The sequence below is a fragment of the Bradyrhizobium sp. AUGA SZCCT0222 genome (genome assembly GCF_018130205.1).
In the GTDB taxonomy this organism is placed as follows: domain Bacteria; phylum Pseudomonadota; class Alphaproteobacteria; order Rhizobiales; family Xanthobacteraceae; genus Bradyrhizobium.
Genome location: NZ_JAFCLX010000028.1, coordinates 49587 through 67032 on the forward strand (window position 1 = coordinate 49587; position 17446 = coordinate 67032).

18 protein-coding genes are annotated in these 17446 nt (G+C 61.7%); 11 read left to right on the forward strand and 7 right to left on the reverse strand.

The annotated features are described in order from the left end of the window. Positions 1-2: 2 nt before the first annotated feature. The gene (locus JQ629_RS23210) at positions 3-1043 is read right to left on the reverse strand and encodes a class 1 fructose-bisphosphatase (RefSeq protein WP_212414624.1); all 1041 of its coding nucleotides are present in this window, start codon (positions 1041-1043) and stop codon (positions 3-5) included. A 148-nt stretch (positions 1044-1191) separates the two neighbouring features. Between JQ629_RS23210 and JQ629_RS23215 the strand changes: the two genes are divergently transcribed. Together JQ629_RS23215 and JQ629_RS23220 are read left to right on the forward strand one after the other, a co-directional pair. Beyond that, complete coding sequence (locus JQ629_RS23215) at positions 1192-2163, forward strand: LysR substrate-binding domain-containing protein (RefSeq protein ID WP_212414625.1); 972 nt, start codon at positions 1192-1194, stop codon at positions 2161-2163. A gap of 65 nt (positions 2164-2228) precedes the next feature. Beyond that, positions 2229-2612 (forward strand): YkvA family protein, encoded by a 384-nt coding sequence (locus JQ629_RS23220; protein WP_212414626.1) that lies wholly within the window; start codon positions 2229-2231, stop codon positions 2610-2612. Between the two features lie 39 nt (positions 2613-2651). Here the strand turns inward: JQ629_RS23220 and JQ629_RS23225 are convergent, their stop codons facing one another. After that, positions 2652-5090 carry a TonB-dependent receptor gene (locus tag JQ629_RS23225; protein WP_212414627.1) on the reverse strand — a complete coding sequence of 813 codons (2439 nt, stop codon included), beginning with the start codon at positions 5088-5090 and terminating at the stop codon, positions 2652-2654. 176 nt (positions 5091-5266) lie between these two features. After that, the gene (locus JQ629_RS23230; RefSeq protein WP_212414628.1) at positions 5267-6640 is read right to left on the reverse strand and encodes a histidine kinase; all 1374 of its coding nucleotides are present in this window, start codon (positions 6638-6640) and stop codon (positions 5267-5269) included. A gap of 229 nt (positions 6641-6869) precedes the next feature. Here JQ629_RS23230 and JQ629_RS23235 point away from each other — a divergent pair, with 229 nt between their 5' ends. Next, a complete protein-coding gene (locus JQ629_RS23235) occupies positions 6870-7490 on the forward strand; it encodes a response regulator transcription factor (RefSeq protein WP_212414629.1) in 621 nt (206 codons plus the stop codon). 34 nt (positions 7491-7524) lie between these two features. Next, a complete protein-coding gene (gene fghA / locus JQ629_RS23240; protein ID WP_212414630.1) occupies positions 7525-8370 on the forward strand; it encodes an S-formylglutathione hydrolase in 846 nt (281 codons plus the stop codon). Between the two features lie 16 nt (positions 8371-8386). On the opposite strand, the gene JQ629_RS23245 is transcribed toward fghA, so the two are convergent. Beyond that, on the reverse strand, positions 8387-8899 hold the full coding sequence (locus JQ629_RS23245) for a DUF3280 domain-containing protein (protein ID WP_212414631.1): 513 nt from the start codon (positions 8897-8899) through the stop codon (positions 8387-8389). A gap of 150 nt (positions 8900-9049) precedes the next feature. Here JQ629_RS23245 and JQ629_RS23250 point away from each other — a divergent pair, with 150 nt between their 5' ends. The 5 genes from JQ629_RS23250 to JQ629_RS23270 are packed head-to-tail and all read left to right on the forward strand — an operon-like array spanning position 9050 to position 13515. Beyond that, a complete protein-coding gene (locus JQ629_RS23250) occupies positions 9050-10231 on the forward strand; it encodes a lanthanide ABC transporter ABC transporter substrate-binding protein PedA1 (protein WP_212414632.1) in 1182 nt (393 codons plus the stop codon). Positions 10232-10248: 17 nt separating this feature from the next. After that, positions 10249-11220, forward strand: coding sequence for a YVTN family beta-propeller repeat protein (locus JQ629_RS23255; RefSeq protein ID WP_502753255.1), 972 nt, complete (start codon positions 10249-10251; stop codon positions 11218-11220). Further along, on the forward strand, positions 11217-12038 hold the full coding sequence (locus JQ629_RS23260; protein WP_212414634.1) for a lanthanide ABC transporter ATP-binding protein PedB/LutE: 822 nt from the start codon (positions 11217-11219) through the stop codon (positions 12036-12038). Before JQ629_RS23255 ends, JQ629_RS23260 begins: the two co-directional genes overlap by 4 nt. Continuing rightward, a complete protein-coding gene (locus JQ629_RS23265) occupies positions 12035-12883 on the forward strand; it encodes a lanthanide ABC transporter permease protein PedC (protein WP_212414635.1) in 849 nt (282 codons plus the stop codon). Before JQ629_RS23260 ends, JQ629_RS23265 begins: the two co-directional genes overlap by 4 nt. A 17-nt stretch (positions 12884-12900) precedes the next feature. Continuing rightward, a complete protein-coding gene (locus JQ629_RS23270) occupies positions 12901-13515 on the forward strand; it encodes a hypothetical protein (RefSeq protein ID WP_212414636.1) in 615 nt (204 codons plus the stop codon). 59 nt (positions 13516-13574) lie between these two features. Here JQ629_RS23270 and JQ629_RS23275 read toward each other — a convergent pair whose 3' ends face one another. Together JQ629_RS23275 and JQ629_RS23280 are read right to left on the reverse strand one after the other, a co-directional pair. Then, on the reverse strand, positions 13575-14144 hold the full coding sequence (locus JQ629_RS23275; RefSeq protein WP_212414637.1) for a PQQ-dependent catabolism-associated CXXCW motif protein: 570 nt from the start codon (positions 14142-14144) through the stop codon (positions 13575-13577). Next, on the reverse strand, positions 14141-15025 hold the full coding sequence (locus tag JQ629_RS23280) for a substrate-binding domain-containing protein (protein WP_212414638.1): 885 nt from the start codon (positions 15023-15025) through the stop codon (positions 14141-14143). The genes JQ629_RS23275 and JQ629_RS23280 overlap by 4 nt, the downstream gene beginning before the upstream one ends. A 161-nt stretch (positions 15026-15186) precedes the next feature. On the opposite strand from JQ629_RS23280, the gene JQ629_RS23285 reads away from it, so the two are divergent. Further along, a complete protein-coding gene (locus tag JQ629_RS23285) occupies positions 15187-16113 on the forward strand; it encodes a quinoprotein relay system zinc metallohydrolase 2 (protein ID WP_212414639.1) in 927 nt (308 codons plus the stop codon). A 58-nt stretch (positions 16114-16171) separates the two neighbouring features. Continuing rightward, complete coding sequence (locus tag JQ629_RS23290; RefSeq protein WP_212414640.1) at positions 16172-17032, forward strand: quinoprotein dehydrogenase-associated SoxYZ-like carrier; 861 nt, start codon at positions 16172-16174, stop codon at positions 17030-17032. Between the two features lie 43 nt (positions 17033-17075). On the opposite strand, the gene JQ629_RS23295 is transcribed toward JQ629_RS23290, so the two are convergent. Beyond that, entirely contained in the window at positions 17076-17435 is a 360-nt protein-coding gene (locus JQ629_RS23295; protein ID WP_212414641.1) for a hypothetical protein, read from the reverse strand. Between the last annotated feature and the right edge of the window lie 11 nt (positions 17436-17446).

Consider the following 17446-nt stretch of genomic DNA (forward strand, 5'->3'; position numbering starts at 1 on the left):
CGTCAGAGAAACAGACCGCGCCGCGCAAACAGCGGTGCGTCGCTATTGTCGAACATCGGTTCGATCCTGTCGTGAATGGCCGTAACGTCGCGCACGTGGTGCACCGATCCCATGATCAGCGGCACCCGCTGATGCGGAGTTTTTGCAGCCAGTTCCAAAATTCGCCGGCGCCCGGTCGACGCCGCGCCTCCCGCCCATTCCATGATCAGCGCCATTGGATGGGCTTCGTACAGCAGGCGAAGCCGTCCTTCCCGATAGCTCGGGCGGGCATCGGCCGGATAAAGGAACACGCCGCCGCGCACCAGGATGCGAAGCGCTTCGGCCACCAGCGAACCGATCCAGCGCATGTTGAAATCCGCCTCGCCGCCGCCGCTGGTGCCGGAGAGGCACTCGTCGATATAGGTGCGGACCGGCCCGTGCCAGTGGCGGTGATTGGACGCGTTGATGGCGAACTCCGGCATGTTGCGTGCGATCTGCACAGCCTGCCGGGTCTGCACGAACTCCTGCGCGTGGCGGTCGAGCATGAAGACATCGACGCGCGCGTTGAGCGCGAGGACGAACGTGGTCTGCGGACCGTAGACGATGAAACCCGCGGCACACTGCGCCGTGCCGGGCTCGAAGAAGGTCGAAAGCAGGTCGTTGCCCCTGGGGCGGATCGAAAAGATGGTGCCGACCGAGATATTGTTGTCGAGGTTGGCCGATCCATCGAGCGGGTCGATCGCAACACAGAACGGCGCCGAAGGACGCAAGGTTTCCGGCAGCGCCGCTTCCTCGGAAAGAACCGCCGCCACCGGGGTGCCGCGCAAGGCGCGCCGTATCATTTCATCGGCGGCGACATCGATATCCTTTTGCTGATCGCCGTCAGGATTGATGCCGCCGTTCCGCCCGGTGATGCCAGCGAACGGCCCATCCGCGATCAAGGCGGCAAGCTCGATGGAAGCGGCGGCAATCGCCTTGATCACGTCGGCAAGCGCAGCGCCATGCAGCGGCGTCTGCAACGCGGACCGATCGAGATGTGAACGCAGCGTCACGCGCTCGTCCATGGCCGTCTCCCCTGTGCCCTCTTTCGGGGGCTCTCAAGCGTCTCGCCGGTCTGGCCATCCGCGATGTCAAAGGAAACGCAGTTTGCCGAATTAGTAAAATTTTGTTATCTTTGGTCTGAGCAAAGTTTTTGTTATAAAGGGTGCGGCGATGGCAGGCCGGTTATTGCGGGAAGTGACGATCCGCCAGTTGCGTGCACTGGCCGCCGTTCAAAAAAGCCGATCGGTCACATCAGCGGCCAAACAGCTCCATCTCACCCAGCCCGCGGTCACGCTGCAGCTTCGCAATTTGCAGGCACTCGCCGGGCTGCCGCTGATCCAGCGCACCGGCGACGGCATGCTGCTGACGGAAGCCGGGCGCGAAGTGCTGGCGCTGACTGAGCGGATCGAGGCGGCGATATCAGATTGCGAAACCACGATGGCGATGATGGCGGGGAAGACCGCCGGCCGCATCTCGATCGGCGCCGTCAGCACCGCGAAATATTTCGTGCCGTTCATGATTTCAGGATTTTCGAAACGGCATCCGGACGTCGAAGTCACGCTCTCGATCGGAAACCGGCAGGAGATCGGCACGGCGCTGCGCGGCTACGATCTCGACTTTGCGATCATGGGCCGCCCGCCGGCCGACATCGACATGAACGTTCACCTGATCGGCGATCACCCCCACGTCATCATCGCGCCGACGGGACATCGGCTGGCGCGAAAATCCCGCATCGCGCCGGGCGAGCTTGCGAGCGAGACTTTCCTGACGCGCGAACCCGGATCCGGAACGCGCGGCCTGATGGAGCAGCTGTTCGAATCCGCCGGCATTCGTCCCAAGATCGGCCTTGCCATGAGCAGCAACGAGACCATCAAGCAGGCCGTGATCGCAGGTTTGGGCATTGCATTCATTTCCGCGCACACGGTCGCCACCGAACTCGACGAACGGCGTTTGACGACGCTCGACGTGGTCGGCCTTCCCGTGATCCGGCAATGGTACGCACTTTCCCGCAAGGACAAGGTCTTGCTGCCGCCAGCGCAGGCGATGCTCGATTTCCTCAGCACCAGGGGCAAGCAGTTTCTGCCGCGCACCTATGGCCGCCTGCGTCTCACCCGGTCGTCGACCCGCAAAAAGCGCGGCTGAAATGCGCCGCAAGTTCTGCTCACGCTGCTACCTTGGCCAGGAAACCCGGTACTCTGGAAGGCGCAATGCTCTCTCGTATCAAATCGTGGGCGAAGGGTCTGAAACGCGACGCTCACGCGATCTATCTCGCATCCCGCGATCCGCGCGTGCCGTGGTACGCGAAGGCGCTCGCCATCGCCGTTGCCGGATATGCGCTGTCGCCGATCGACCTCATTCCGGACTTCATCCCCATCATCGGTTATCTCGACGAGTTGATCCTGCTCCCGTTGGGCATCTGGCTCGTGGTGACGCTGATTCCCGATGAGATCATGGTCGAGTGCCGCGCCAAGGCAGACGCCGCCGCGCAGCGTCCAACCAGCCGGGCCGGAATGGCTGTTATCATCCTGTTGTGGATTGCAGGCGCATTGGTGTTGGGATGGATCGGCCATGCCTGGTGGAACCGGCCGTGAAGGCCGGCTTTGATCGGCATCCCGCGACGCGCCGTTCGTTCAGAACGTCGCCTTCAGGCCCGCGTAAAAAGCGCGCGGCCGCGCCGGGCTGAGCGAACGGGGATCGGTGAAGGGCGCACCGCCATTGGCGAAGTTGGGGATGTCACCCATGTCGAAGAAGGTCCCATAGGTCGCATAGCGGTTATCGAAGATGTTATCCACGCGGCCATAGATCTGGAGCGTCTTGTTGATCTGATACGAGGTGTGCAGGTTGAACACCGCATAGGCCGGCAGTCTCGTCGCCTGATTGGATTCGTCACCGGCAAAAAACTGGTTGTCGACGAACAGCGCATCGCCTCCGACCTTGAAGGCATCCGTGATCGCGTAGTCGATGCCGAACTTGATCCGGTTGCGGGGGATCGCCGGAATTCGATTGCCCGGCAGAATCTGGACATTGCCGTTGTCGTCGGCGAACGGGCTGTTGGAGCCGACCTGCAGCGCATCGAGGAAGCGCGCATCCACGAGGGCATAGCTGGCATAGAGTTGCAGTGTCTTCGATGTCAGATTGACCTGGGCCTCGATGCCCTGGCGCCGCGTCGAACCCACGTTCTGGAAATAGCCAAATCCCTGCAGCTCAGGGCTTGGAATCGCAAGGATGTCATCAGCATTGGTTGCGCGGAACGCACCAACTTTCCAACTCAACGTTCCGATATTCAGCTCCGACGTTCCGCGGAAACCTGCCTCGATGGTGCGGGACACGACTTGTTTCAGCGGCGGGTCGGCGATGAGGAATGCGGCGATGAGACAGGGGCGCAAAGGATCGGCGCATGCGAGTTCCAGCGGGGTCGGCGCACGATTGGCCTCGGAATACCCCGCATAGGCCGTCAAAGCGGGTGTGATCTTGTAGGTGCCGCCGATCATCGGATTGAAGCGGGTAAACGTGTGCTCGCCGTTGAGCGCCGTACCGATCTGATCCTCCAGCTTAATATGCGCATGGTTGAACCGGCCGCCGCCGGTGATCGAAAATCTGTCGGTCACGTCGAACGTGTCTGACGCGTAGAGCCCGGTGTACCGGTTGGTGGCGCGAAGCGAAACCGGGCCGATCGCGATCGGCTCGCCGGATGGACCGAGATAGATACCGCTGCCGTTGACGACGTAGTTCGAGCCGATGGTGCCGAGTTCGGCGCTGGCCCCGAAGCGGGTGACACCGGAGTCGATACTGGCGCCGACCATGAACTGGTTGTTGTGCCCGAACAGCTGATCGGTATTGGTTGCCTGCAGGGTTGCCCCCGTCGTGACCGAACGGGTTGTGGTCCGGTCGATCTGTCCCAGCACGGCGTTGTCGGGGAAGGGATTGGCGAGCTGGACGCCGTTCAGGCCATTCGCCGGGACGTCGTCGTCGTTAAAGCAAAGCAGGCCCGGATCGGCGCCACATCGCTCGGTCTCGGTCGGATTGCCATCCACCGTTTTTTGCCTGAAAGCGCGGACGCGCGCGGAACCTTCGATCGTCCAGGTCGGCGTGGCCTCGACCTTTCCGGTCAGATTGGCATAGGCAACCTGGTTGGATGTCGTCTGCGGCGTGGTGTAGGTGGCGCCCCAGTAATTCTGCAGCAGTTCAACCGGCACCGTCGCAGCCGCGCCGAAATTGTTCTTGGCGACGCCCACATTGAGGTGAAATTCACTGCTATCGGTCCGGTAGCCGACATCGCCATAGAACCGGCGAATGGCCGACTCCGAAAAATTGCGAAAGCCGTTGTCACGCACGCCTTCGAGCGCGCCATAGACGGAAAAATTGTCGATCTGCTTGCCATACTGCGCCGAACTCTGGATGCGTCCGAACGAGCCGCCCATCGTGTTGATTTCAGCGCCGCGATAGTTGAAGCCATCCTTCATCTGGACGTTGACGGCACCGCCCAGCGCATTGAGACCGAATGCGGGATTATTGGTGACGACGGTGACCGACCTGATCGCGGCAGTCGGGATCAAGTCCCAATTGACGGTGTCGCCGAACGCTTCGTTGATGCGCACGCCGTTCTGGTAAACCGCCAGTCCCTGAGGCGTACCGGCGACCGGAGATGCGACGAAACCCCGAAACTGTATGTCAGGCATAAACGGATTTCCGGTCGTATCACTGATGATGATACCCGGCACCTGTTGCTGCAATGCGTCCGCGATGTTGAGCGAGCCGGTGCGCGCAATCTGTCCGGCCCCCACCGCGTTGACGCTTGCCGCCACCTTGTCGACATCCATTCCGGAACCGGCCGTCGGCGTGGGCGCGGTTGGATAAATCAAAACCCTGCGGGTGCTTCTGGTTGCCCGAGGCGCATTTCTGCTGCGGGCGGGCCTGGCGGCTGTCCCCGGCGAAACCACCTCGATGGCCGGTAAGACCTCGGTCGAACCGGGCGCGTCCTGGGCTTGAGCACAGTCACTCCCGGGAACCAGACACAGTGATATTGTCCCGATAAACAGGAATCGCGCGCCCATTTTACTTCGTCCCATCCCAATCCGGCTGCATTGATGTCTGCCGGTACGCCGCCGGCGATCTTAGGGCGTCAAAAAAAGTTGCGCACCATACAAAACGTCCCGAACGAGTTCGGGAAAAATTCCCGAACTGGAGCGTTTTCCAGCGAAGTGGACACCCGGTTCGCGTGAAGAAAACGCGTCAAAAAAAGAATCTATCGCCCCACGTCCCGGGGAACCAAGGCCTCGACCGTTACCCCGCTATCTCCTGACGCAATCGTAAGCGATCCGCCCAGCGCCAAAATGCGCTCGCGCATGCCGGTTAACCCGAAGCCCAGCTTGTGATCGGGCCCCAATCCGTTGCCATTGTCACGAACCCGCACCAAGGCGCCGCCGCGGCCGGTACGCGCAAGGCCCACAGGCAGTTCGGCCGGTTCAACGCTTACCTTGATGCTGGTGGCGCCGGCGTGGCGAAATACATTGGTCAGCGCTTCCTGGATGGTGCGGTAGATCGTCAGATCAGCAGTCTCGCCGGTGTCGCCCAACGAGGGCGAGATCGCCGTTTCGATAGCGACTTCGGGGTGAGACTCGCCCCACAGGCGCAGCAGCGCGCCGAGCGCCTCGCGAAGGCCGAGTTCCGTCAGTCCCACCGGACGCAATTTTTCAAGAACCCGGCGATTGGACTGCTGCAAGGCATTCAGCTGTTCCAATATGGCACTGCCGTGCCTTCGCGTGGCCTCCGCGCTCGGATCTCCCGCATCCGCAATCCGCGTCAGGGCGCTGGCGTGCACCCGCAAAGCGAAGAGATAGGGTCCAAATTCATCATGCAGTTCGCGGGCAATTTCCTTGCGTTCGACATCCTGCAGCGAGACGACGCGCTCGGCCAGGCGCCGCTTGTCTTCAACCGCATCGCCCAGAGTGGCCGCAAGGTGATTCAACTTGTCGCAGATGGCAACGAGTTCCGGCGGCCCGTCCGGTTTCACGCGCGTGTCGTAACCGCCGGCCTCGATCTTCGCCATCGCACCCGAAAGGGTCTGGATCGGCGCGAGCGCCCGGCCAACGACCCTGCTGGTAATGAGGAAAAGGACGATCGCAATCGCGGCGCCGATCAGGAGCTGGGTGAATATCCCGTCCCAGATTTCGGCCACCTCGTCGTTCGGATGCGACGTAATCAGCAGCGCGTCCGGTTTTCCCTTGATCGAAATCGGCACGTTCACCGTGGTCTGTTCGGGGTGAACAAGCCTGACGAACCATGCCGGCGGCGAGCGTGCGTCGGCATTGTCGTCCGGCTTGTCCGCGATCCCGGATCTTGCGATGGCTTCGCTCTGTCGCGTGATGCTGACGTGACGCAGCTTGTTGAGGTCGTGGACAATCTGGTTCAGTCGCGCTTCGGGATCCGGCGCCTCTTTTAATCCTGCAACGATCGTATCGATGAACTCGCGCGCCAATCGTATGACGCTTTGATCTTCAGCCTGAACCCGGGGCCCGGCCTCGAGCACCAACCGCGCAACATTGATGGCCAGACCAAGCGTGAGGACGAGCGCGAGCAGCAGGTTGATCCGGGCACGTAACGAAAGCTTTTGCCACATATCATTTGTCCAGGAGTGAAATCGCCTTTGCCTGAGAGCGAACTCGTCTTCAATTCATCATTGAGCAGAGCGTTGACAGATAAAACCGGCGTCTATCTAATCGAAGGGTATAGCAACATCGCCCGGGTTGCATGACCATCGACGGCAGGTATCGCCCCGAAGTCTGCGCCGGTGTTTCACCTGATGCGGTGCACAACGGGATTGACGCGGCTATTCGGGACCAATGCCAATGCGCGTTCTGATCGTAGATGATCATCGCATCGTCGCTTCGGGCTGTCGTGCCTTGTTCGCGGACGAGCCGGAGATCGATGTCGTGGAAGCCTCCGACGCGGAGAGCGGCGAACGCGTGTTCGGCGAACTGCATCCCGATATCTGCGTGCTCGACATCAACCTGCCGACGGTGTCCGGCTTCGAACTGGCGCGACGCCTGCTCGGGCGCGATGCGTCGGCGCGTATCATCATGTTCAGCATGAACGATGACCCGGTATTCGCCGTGCGCGCCATCGACGTCGGCGCCAAGGGTTTTGTCTCCAAGACCGGGGATCCCCAGGATCTTGTTGATGCTATCCGTGAAGTAGCAAAGGGCGGGGTCTATTTGCCGCCGGCGATCGCGCAAAGCATTGCATTCGCCGGCCCTTCATACGCAAAGAGCCCGCTTTCAAAACTGACGGCACGCGAGATGGAAATACTGCGCCTGCTCAGCGCTGGAAAATGCCTGTCCGAAATCGCGTGGCTGGTCCATTCCTCCTACAAGACCGTCGCCAACACATCCTCGATCATGCGCCACAAACTCGGCGTGCGCACATCCGCCGAACTGGTGCGGTTGGCCATCGACAACGGCGTGGCCTAAAGACGGCGCGACGCGGCACGGCAATGGAGAGTTCATGACAATTCAAACGGTTTCGCTCAACAAATCGCATGGCGGCACGCAAGGCGTTTACAAGCACGCCAGCGCCGAGACCGGAACCGACATGACGTTTTCGGTCTACGTCCCTGCCCATCCCGATGGCGCAAGGCTGCCGGTGGTCTGGTATCTGTCGGGACTGACCTGCACCCACGCCAACGTCACGGAAAAAGGCGAGTTCCGCAGCGCCTGCGCTGAACTCGGACTGGTCTTCGTCGCGCCGGACACCAGCCCGCGCGGCGACAAGGTGCGTGGCGATCCCGCCGGCGCGTATGATTTCGGGCTCGGCGCCGGCTTTTATGTCGACGCAACGCAAGAGCCGTTCGCGCGTAACTACCGGATGTGGAGTTATGTCACGGAAGAACTGCCGAAACTGGTCGCCGCGAATTTCTCCGTCGATGCCGGGCGGCAATCCATCCTCGGCCATTCGATGGGCGGCCATGGCGCCCTGACCGTCGCACTGCGCCATCCCGACCGGTACCGCGCCGCCAGCGCCTTTGCGCCGATCGTTGCTCCCTCACAGGTACCTTGGGGTGTCAAGGCGCTGGGAGGCTATCTCGGCGGCGACAGGCAGGCCTGGCGCAAACATGATGCGGTTGCGTTGATCGAGGACGGCGCCAGATTCTCCGATCTACTGGTGGATTATGGCGACGCCGATTCGTTTCTCACCGAGCAGCTTCGTCCCGAATTGCTGAAAAGCGCCTGCGAGAAGGCTAACATTCCGCTCACGCTGCGCCGCCAGGACGGTTACGACCACAGCTATTTCTTCATCTCCAGCTTCATGGGCGACCATCTGCGCTGGCACGCCGCGCGCCTGAGAGCCTGAAATTTTGCACAGTCCATTATGGCTGGGGCCTGCCATAATTGGGCGCCAGCAGCCGGTTGCGCACGAGATAGCTCGTCGCCCGTGTCCAGGATTCATCGGTGTTGCCGCGAAAATCGGCATTCATCGCGGTGATGAGCTGTCCGGTGTGGACGTCGCGCACGAAGATGGTCAGGTTGAGGATAAGGGTCGAGATCTTCTTCATGACACCGGTGATGACGAGATCCGCGCCGATGCGCTGCGCATACTGGACGTCGCAACCACCGCATGCCTGCAGGTTGCTGCCCTCGGCCGCAGCTTTCACCGGCGAGATGTCCAGAAGCTCGAACCTGCTGGATTCCGTCAACTGCCGGCGCACCAGATCGCTGATGCGGATCAGTCGATCATGCTCGTCGGCCTGAGGCCCCCTCATCTCGCCTTCGAGGCTGGTGTCCAGCAGCTCGAAATCGAAAATCGCGAGCTTCGGCGGATCGGCGTGCGCCGGCACCGACACCAGCAGCATCAGCGCGGCAAAGACAAACTGCGCTCTCATGATCGTGATCCCTCACGTCGACGTCCAAGCAACGACAAAATGCGGACTTGCAAGCTAGAACAATTCAGTCAAGTTTCAAGCCGCGTGTGCTTGCGGGACAAGTATCCCTCCATCGTCGTCAAGTCGAGGAGGAGAATTCAGGGAGCGTCCATGATCCGATGGTTGATCGGCGCAATCGGACTAAGTTTCGTGGCCAGTTCCGCGTTCGCGGCCGACCCCGTCGACATCCGCGTCGGCTATCTCGGTCAGGCCGGCATCAAATCGAAACTGTCTCTTGTCGAGCAACCGTCGGAAAATGACGGCATCGCGGGTGCGCGGCTGGCGATCGAGGACAACAACACCACCGGAAAATTCCTCAACCAGCGTTTCTTCCTCGAGGAAATTCGCCTGAAAGATGGCGAGGATGTCGCCAAGGCGGCGATGGCTCTCGCCGACCGCAATGGCATCATCATCGCCGATCTGCCTGCCGACGCGCTGTTAAAGGCGGCCGATGCGCTGCGCGATCGCAAAACCGTGCTGTTGAACAGTGGTGCGATCGACGACCGGCTGCGCGAGCAGGATTGCCGCGCCAACGTGATCCATGTTGCCCCGACCCGCTCGATGCTCGCTGACGCGCTGGCGCAGTATCTGGTGTGGAAGCAGTGGAAGCGCTGGCTGCTGGTGGTCGGCTCACACGAAGCCGACAAGCTTTACGCCGATGCGCTGCGGCGCGCGGCGATCCGCTTTGGCGCCAAGATCGTTCAGGAAAAGGTCTTCGAGGATACCGGCGGCGCGCGGCGCACCGACAGCGGTGTAACCCTGATCCAGCGTCAGATGCCGGTATTTACGCAAGGTGCGCCGGCCTATGACGTCCTCGTCGCGGCGGACGAAAGCGAAGTGTTTGCTTCGTATCTCCCGTACCGGACCTGGGACCCGCGGCCGATCGCCGGCTCGGCAGGCCTTGTGCCGACAAGCTGGGACGCGGCGCACGATCAGTGGGGTGCGATCCAGATCCAGAACCGCTTCGTCAAATTGAATTCGCGGCGCATGACGGCGCGGGACATGCAGGCCTGGACCGCCGCGCGCATGATCGGCGAAGCGACATCGCGCACCAACTCCGGCGACCCGAAATCGGTGTTTGATTTTCTCAAGAAGCCGGATTTTTCGGTTGCGGCGTTCAAGGGACAGCGGCTGACGCTGCGGGACTGGAACCTGCAGCTACGCCAGCCGATCCTGCTGGTCGACGGCCGCATGGTCGTCTCGGTTTCGCCGCAGGAGGGTTTCTTGCATCAATACTCCGAACTCGACACACTCGGCGTCGACCGGCCCGAAACCAAATGCAAACTGAACTGAAAACGGAGGAATGGCGGATGTGGCGTCGGTGTCTGCTTTCCGGAATGGCGGTGTGGCTCGCGGCCACCTGCCCCGCCTTGGCCTTCGTCGCCTATGTATCGAATGAGAAAAGCAACACCGTGTCGGTGATCGATACCGACAAATGGATCGTCACCCATACCATCAAGGTCGGTCAGCGCCCGCGCGGCATCGAATTCACCAAGAACGGCAAATTCGTGCTGGTCGCGGTCGGCGATGACGACAAGATCGAAGTGATCGATACCGCGACCCATCAGGTGGTGGACAGCCTGCCCTCCGGTCCCGATCCGGAACTGTTCACCCAGGATGCCGCCGGCAAACTCCTCTACGTCGCCAACGAGAACGATAACACGGTGACCATCATCGACCTCGAAAAGCGCGTCCGCCTCGGTGACATCCAGGTCGGCGTCGAGCCTGAGGGCATGGCCCTCAGCCCGGACGGCAAGATCCTGATCAATACTTCCGAAACCACCAACATGGCGCATTTCATCGACACCGCGACGCGCGAGATCGTCGCCAACGTGCTGGTCGATGCGCGGCCGCGCTATGCCGAGTTCAAGCGTGACAGCTCCGAATTGTGGGTATCGTCCGAGATCGGCGGCACCGTTTCCATCCTCGACCCCGCCAAGCGCACCATCACGGGCAAGATCGAGTTCAACATTCCCGGCCTGCGGCGCGAGGCGATCCAGCCGGTCGGCATCGGCATCACCAAGGACGGCAAGACCGCCTTCATTGCGCTCGGCCCCGCCAATCGCGTTGCCGTCGTCGACGCCACCACGCATAAGGTCACGAAATATCTTCTGGTCGGCCAACGGGTCTGGCACATGGCCTTCACGCCGGACGAAAAATATCTGCTGGTGACCAACGGCGTTTCAAACGACGTCTCAGTCATCGACGTGTCGGCGCAAAAGGTGATCAAGACAATCCAGGTCGGCGAGTTGCCCTGGGGGATCACGTTCGCTCAGCCATGACAGCAATCGACGCACACAGCACAGGACCTGCACCACCGGACCCGCGTCCCCGGTGCGATGCTGCGGCTACGCCCGCGTTGTCGATCGAAGGCATCAGCCATTCCTACGGCACAAGGCGTGCTTTGATCGACGTCAGTTTCGCGGTCGCACCGGCAAGCTTCACGGCGCTGCTTGGCCTCAATGGCGCCGGCAAGAGCACGTTGTTCGCGCTGATCACGCGGCTGTTCGGAACCCAGACTGGACGCATCGGCATTTTCGGCCACGACATCAGCCTTGCGCCCGGCGAAGCGCTGCGGCTGCTCGGCGTCGTATTCCAGTCACGGACGCTCGATCTCGATCTCACGGTGACGCAGAACCTGCTCTATCATGCCGCCCTGCATGGCATCGCCAAACGCGAGGCGCGGCTGTGCAGCGACGAAGTGCTGACGCGCATCGCCCTAGCTGACCGCGCCGGCAGCAAGGTTCGCGACCTCTCGGGCGGCCAGATGCGGCGGCTGGAAATCGCGCGCGCCTTACTGCATCGTCCGCGCCTGCTGTTGCTTGACGAGGCGACCGTCGGGCTCGACGTCAAGGCCCGCGCCGACATTCTCGGCCACGTCCGCCAGCTCGTGATCGAGCAGGATATCGGCGTGCTATGGGCCACCCATCTGTTCGACGAGATCGTGCCCGGCGACGACCTGGTGGTCCTGCATCAGGGCCGGGTTCTTGCGCATGGCCCGATGGAGAATATCATCGCCGACGCCGGAGCCCGTGACATCAATTCCGCATTCATGCGCCTGACTGGCGCCGCGGTGGATCCCGGGAGCGCCGCGCCATGAGCTCCACGACCGTCAGCCGAGAACACAGCGGCTTCTCGCTCGCGCAATATGTCACCTGCCTGAACGGCATCGTGTGGCGCGAGGCGCTGCGCTTCGTGCACCAGCGCGAACGTTTCGTTTCGGCGCTGGTCAGGCCGCTGGTGTGGCTGTTCATCTTCGCCGCCGGCTTTCGTCAGGTCCTCGGCATCTCCATCATCCCGCCATACGAAACCTACATTCTCTATGAGGTCTATATCGCGCCGGGATTGATGGCGATGATCCAGCTCTTCAACGGCATGCAGTCGTCGCTCTCGATGGTCTACGACCGCGAGATGGGCAATATGCGCACTCTCCTGGTGAGCCCGTTGCCGCGCTGGTATCTCTTGTTCTGCAAATTGGTTGCGGGAACCGCAGTGTCATTGCTCCAGGTCTACGCCTTCCTGTTGATCGCGTGGTTCTGGGATATCGCGCCGCCACCGATCGGCTATCTCACGGTGCTGCCGGCGCTGATCGTTTCGGGCTTGATGCTCGGCGCGCTCGGCATGCTGATCTCCTCCGGCATCAAGCAGCTCGAGAACTTTGCCGGTGTGATGAACTTCGTGATTTTTCCGATGTTCTTCGCTTCGTCCGCGCTCTACCCGCTGTGGCGGGTGCAGGAGGGAAGCCCTCTGCTCTACTATGTCTGCCTGTTCAATCCATTTACCCATGCCGTCGAACTGATACGCTTTGCGCTGTACGGACAGATGAGCTGGATTTCACTGGCCGTCGTGGTTTGCTGCACGATGGCTTTCATGATCGGTGCGATATACGCCTATGACCCATCGCGCGGCCTGGTTCGCCGCGGGCCCGCCGGAGGCGAAGCATGATCCGCCGGAGGCAAAACATGAGATGGCAGATCGCAATCGGGACGCTCTTCCTTGTCGCAGCATCGACCAAGGCAGGCTTGGCCGCCGATCCGCGCTATCCGGACTGGCCGTGCACCCAGGCCAAAGTCCCGGAAATCTCGCTCACCGCGGTGTGGGCCGGTCCGCCGCTCGACGACGTCAAGGACAAATGGAAGGACGATGCCAAGGTGAGCGCGCAGGTAGCGAGGCTGGCCGCAAGACGGACTTCCCTTGACGACGCCCAGAAACTGATCACGGAATTTCTTGGCAGCCCGGCGACCGACAAGGCCACGACAGGCAAGCTGCTGTTCGCCGGACTGTTCGACAGCCTCAACGCGCAGCGCGCGTCGGTCATGAACGGATTGGAACGGATCACCCGCAAGCAGCGCGAGGCCGCCGACAAGATCCGGTCCGACGTCTCCGCGCTGCATGCCCTGCAGGGCGCGTCCCCGCCCGATCAACCCAAGATCGACGAACTCAGCAATCAAATGGTCTGGCAAACCCGGATCTTTGAAGACCGGCAGCGCGTGGTCAAATTCGTCTGCGAGGTGCCCACCGCGATCGACCAGCGGTTGTTCGCGCTCGGGCGCATGATCCAGCAGGAGATCGAGTAGCGAACCCACGGCCCATTCTACTTTGCATGGGGTTGTTTTCTCAATTTGCCCCAAGCCCCTCATTTGCCCCCATTGTCATCCGTTCTGGGCTCAGGCTGTGATTCAACGACCGGCAGGCTGGCGCGATCCCAGCCTTCGGTTCCGTCCGGGTACCAGGCCACATTGGAATAGCCGTAGGACAGCACCCGTTTCGCCGCGTTCCACGACATCCAGCAATCTTCCTGACAGTAGATCACCAGCAACGCGGCTTTGTTGCCATGAGACGCCCGCTCGAGCCCGCGCCGCAGATAGGCCTCGGTTGGCTCTGCCAGTTTGCCGTAACCCGTATCGGGCAACCAGATGCTGCCGGGGATGTTGAGCCGCGGCTTGTCACGCCAGACCGTGCCGGCGGGAAGATTTGGCGGCTTCGGCGCACGCGGCAGCACGTCGATAAAAACACCGCTGCCTGCGCGCCAGATCGCTTCGGCCTCCGCCGTCGTAAGGACGCGTACGCCAGCGAGGGTCGCAGGAACAGCCGCGCGATAATTATCCGTGCGATATCCGTCCGGCTCCGGCACATTCTGCTGCGCGAGAACGTTGGCTGCGAGGACAAAGGTCGCGACGACCACGCACGCCAGCGTTCGTATCACGGCGACTTCTTCGCCGTCTCCGCGCCGATCGGCCGGTCATTCTCGTCGAGCAAGGGAACGCCGAAGTCGAGCAGTATCCTGTTGATGGCCGGCTGGTTCTCCTGGATCAGACGGTTGAGCATCCGCTTCCAGTTCTGGTCGGCCGGCCGGACGCCCATGCCGATGCGATAGACGAGCCGAGGCCCCGTGGTTTCCTTGACGAGCGGCGTGACGTGAAGCGGCGGGTTCGCCTTCCCCGCGTAAAAGCCGGCGAGCGGCCCCCACAGAATGGCGGCGTCGATCTTTCCCGCCGTCAGATCCTTGATCATGACTTCTGCCGATGAATCGATCCGCGTATCGACCATCAGTGGATAGGACTTGGCTTCCGCCATCAAACCATTTGCTGTCATGTTGGTGGCGGGCGGCGTGCCGGCGACAATGCCGATATGCTTGCCCTTCAGGCGTGCGTCGCCCAGCGCCGCGACATCATCCAGGCCGCTGCCTTGCTTGACCACCAGCGCGTAGGCGGTCCGGTAATAGGGATTGGTGCCCTGCACCAGGTCGTCGCCTTGCGGATAGCCCATGATGACGTCGCAACGATGAGCGGCAAGCGTCATCCGGACAAAGCCGGCCGCCTGCGGGTAGTAAGCATAGTCCAGCTTTTTCTGCAGCTTTTCGGCGAACAGCTCACCGAGCTTGTTTTCGATTCCCTCACCCTTGTCGTTCGAGAACGGCAAATTGCGCGGGTCGGCGCAAACCCTCAGCACCTTGGGATCGATGAGCTCGATAGACAGGTCGGTGCTGTCGTTGGTCTGCGCTCCGGCGATATCGCGACCGGCGAATATGGCTGTGATCGCGAGCAGCGAGACCAGCAAGCGGCGGCGTTGTCCCCAATCTGTCATCATGCATTCCCTTCTTGATCGAACGCCCGCTATCCATCAATTGCTCAGCGTGCCAGAGCGTGCAACAGGAATATCCCCGTGCTGGATTTGCGTTGCATGCTGCGACGCAAACCAGCTCGACGAAACCCGAAATCGCTTCCGGACGAGACTGAGGCAGAAACATGGCTCATGGCGTTTCGGTTCTTGCCCTACTCGTGGTTTTCGCGACGTCCACCCTAGCGCAGGCCCAGCAGCAAGAATTGCCTGTGAGCGAAGTCGCTCCCGGAATATTCGTGCACCAGGGCCTGACCGCGCTGATGACGGGCGAGAACGAAGGCGCGACCGCGAACATCGGATTCATCATCGGGGAGAGCGCGGTTGCGGTGGTCGACACCGGAGGCAGCGTTCGCGAGGGTCAGAGGCTGCTTGCGGCGATCCGTGCGCGAACCGACAAACCGATCCGCTACGTCATCTACACCCACGGCCATCCGGACCATGTCTTTGGCGGCGCCGCATTCGCAGGCGATGGAACCGAGTTCGTCGGTCATCGGAACCTGCCGCGAGCGCTGGCGGCGCGCGGACCATTCTATCTCGATGCATTTCGCCGGATCATGGGCGAGAAGTCCCTGGATGGGGTACGCATGATACCGCCCACGCTCCTTGTCGATGGCACAATCAAGCTCGATCTCGGCTCACGAATCCTGACCTTAAGGTCATGGCCGGCGGCGCACAGCGACAACGACCTCACCGTGTTCGACGAGCAAACCAAAACCTTGTTCGCGGGCGATCTGGTGTTCCTTGGCCACATTCCGGTGCTGGACGGCAGTATTCGCGGATGGCTCGGGATGATCGACGAACTCGCCACGCTTCCCGCGCAACGCGTAATTCCCGGTCACGGACCTGTGAGCGAATGGCCGGGCGCCCTCGCCGACCAACGCCGTTACCTCGAAACGCTGGCGGCGGATGTTCGCAGGCTGGTCGCCCGTGGCGCTCCGATCACGGTCGCCGCCGACACCGCCGCGGCCAGCGAGCGGCCGCGGTGGCAACTGTTCGACGACTACAATGCACGCAATGCAACAACCGCATTTTCGGAAATTGAATGGGAATAGCCCGCCCGATGACGTATACTGGCGGCGTTACGTTCCATCCCAGTGAAGGGCTGCCGCCATGCCCGGACGTCGTTTCCACCTGCTCTGCATCGCCAGCCTTCTGAGCGTCATGCTTGTCGGCGCGCGCATTGCGCCTGCGGCAACGCCCGAGGCCAACGATCCGTGGCCCGGACTGGTCCAGGACATCTTCAACAACCGCCCGATGAACGACGGCACTGAGGTGATCGCCATCGAGATGCCGTACCGCGCCGAGGATGCGGCGATCGTTCCCGTCACCCTGCGCACCAAGCTCCCGCCTGGCGACAGCCGCCGCGTCGTGAGGATCACGCTGGTGATCGACCAGAATCCGGCGCCGATGGCGGCAAAGTTCGAACTGGGGCCGGACGCCAATGTGACGGAAATCTCGACGCGCGTGCGTGTCAACAACTATACCGATGTTCACGCCGTGGCCGAGCTGAGCGACGGCAAGCTCTATATGACGAAGACTTACGTGAAGGCCTCCGGCGGCTGCTCCGCACCGGCCACCAAGGTCGCCGACGAAGCCAAGAGCCGCCTGGGGCAAATGCGATACCGGCAGTTCGCGCGGGCTAGTGAAGGACCTGCTAGTCAAGGGCTTGGCCAGGGTCCCGCCAGCGCCACCCGCGAGGCGCAGATCATGATCGGTCATCCCAGCCATTCCGGCCTGCAGATGGATCAGGTGACCCAGCTCTACATCCCGGCCTTCTTCGTCGACCAGTTGCGGCTGTGGCAGGACGATAGTCTGGTGCTGGCGATGGAAGGCGGCATCTCGATTTCGGAAGATCCCAATATCCGCTTTACCTATGTTTCGAACGGCGCGAAGCGGTTCCGGGCCGAAGCCAGGGATACCGAAGGCCACGTCTTCCAGAAGGAATGGAAGGTCGACGATTCCGGGATTTGACGCGACACGGCGAGGCAATACCGCCAGCACATCGCGACCACGTCTAGAAACATCGCACTTCCGCTTCGGCCTGTGCGCGCCTGAGATCATTGAGTGCGCCCGCCGCCTGCTCTGAAGTGCGGAACTGCCCGCCCAGATTGCCCCGGACCTGCGCCATGCTGAGGACGGTTTCGGCCGAGACGTAGCGGTCATAGGGGATGATCGATGCGATGATATCGATCGAGCAGGAGCATTGTTCGATCGCCTGCCGCGTCTCGCCATTCGCCTTGAGACAACCAAAGACGTATTCGGCGCGCGCCGACGTCGGATAGTCGTTGATCACGTCGGCCCGCGCCATCGTTGCCGCCGCCGTCAACGCTGACAACGCGGCGACAATACGTCGTACCGATCCGACAACTGCCATGATCTTCCTCC

Bases quoted from the DNA above. Each gene is read 5' to 3' on its own strand.
- JQ629_RS23210 (WP_212414624.1), bottom strand. From the start codon at position 1,043: ATGGACGAGCGCGTGACGCTGCGTTCACATCTCGATCGGTCCGCGTTG.
- JQ629_RS23215 (WP_212414625.1), top strand. From the start codon at position 1,192: ATGGCAGGCCGGTTATTGCGGGAAGTGACGATCCGCCAGTTGCGTGCA.
- JQ629_RS23220 (WP_212414626.1), top strand. From the start codon at position 2,229: ATGCTCTCTCGTATCAAATCGTGGGCGAAGGGTCTGAAACGCGACGCT.
- JQ629_RS23225 (WP_212414627.1), bottom strand. From the start codon at position 5,090: ATGGGACGAAGTAAAATGGGCGCGCGATTCCTGTTTATCGGGACAATA.
- JQ629_RS23230 (WP_212414628.1), bottom strand. From the start codon at position 6,640: ATGTGGCAAAAGCTTTCGTTACGTGCCCGGATCAACCTGCTGCTCGCG.
- JQ629_RS23235 (WP_212414629.1), top strand. From the start codon at position 6,870: ATGCGCGTTCTGATCGTAGATGATCATCGCATCGTCGCTTCGGGCTGT.
- fghA (WP_212414630.1), top strand. From the start codon at position 7,525: ATGACAATTCAAACGGTTTCGCTCAACAAATCGCATGGCGGCACGCAA.
- JQ629_RS23245 (WP_212414631.1), bottom strand. From the start codon at position 8,899: ATGAGAGCGCAGTTTGTCTTTGCCGCGCTGATGCTGCTGGTGTCGGTG.
- JQ629_RS23250 (WP_212414632.1), top strand. From the start codon at position 9,050: ATGATCCGATGGTTGATCGGCGCAATCGGACTAAGTTTCGTGGCCAGT.
- JQ629_RS23255 (WP_502753255.1), top strand. From the start codon at position 10,249: ATGTGGCGTCGGTGTCTGCTTTCCGGAATGGCGGTGTGGCTCGCGGCC.
- JQ629_RS23260 (WP_212414634.1), top strand. From the start codon at position 11,217: ATGACAGCAATCGACGCACACAGCACAGGACCTGCACCACCGGACCCG.
- JQ629_RS23265 (WP_212414635.1), top strand. From the start codon at position 12,035: ATGAGCTCCACGACCGTCAGCCGAGAACACAGCGGCTTCTCGCTCGCG.
- JQ629_RS23270 (WP_212414636.1), top strand. From the start codon at position 12,901: ATGAGATGGCAGATCGCAATCGGGACGCTCTTCCTTGTCGCAGCATCG.
- JQ629_RS23280 (WP_212414638.1), bottom strand. From the start codon at position 15,025: ATGACAGATTGGGGACAACGCCGCCGCTTGCTGGTCTCGCTGCTCGCG.
- JQ629_RS23285 (WP_212414639.1), top strand. From the start codon at position 15,187: ATGGCTCATGGCGTTTCGGTTCTTGCCCTACTCGTGGTTTTCGCGACG.
- JQ629_RS23290 (WP_212414640.1), top strand. From the start codon at position 16,172: ATGCCCGGACGTCGTTTCCACCTGCTCTGCATCGCCAGCCTTCTGAGC.
- JQ629_RS23295 (WP_212414641.1), bottom strand. From the start codon at position 17,435: ATGGCAGTTGTCGGATCGGTACGACGTATTGTCGCCGCGTTGTCAGCG.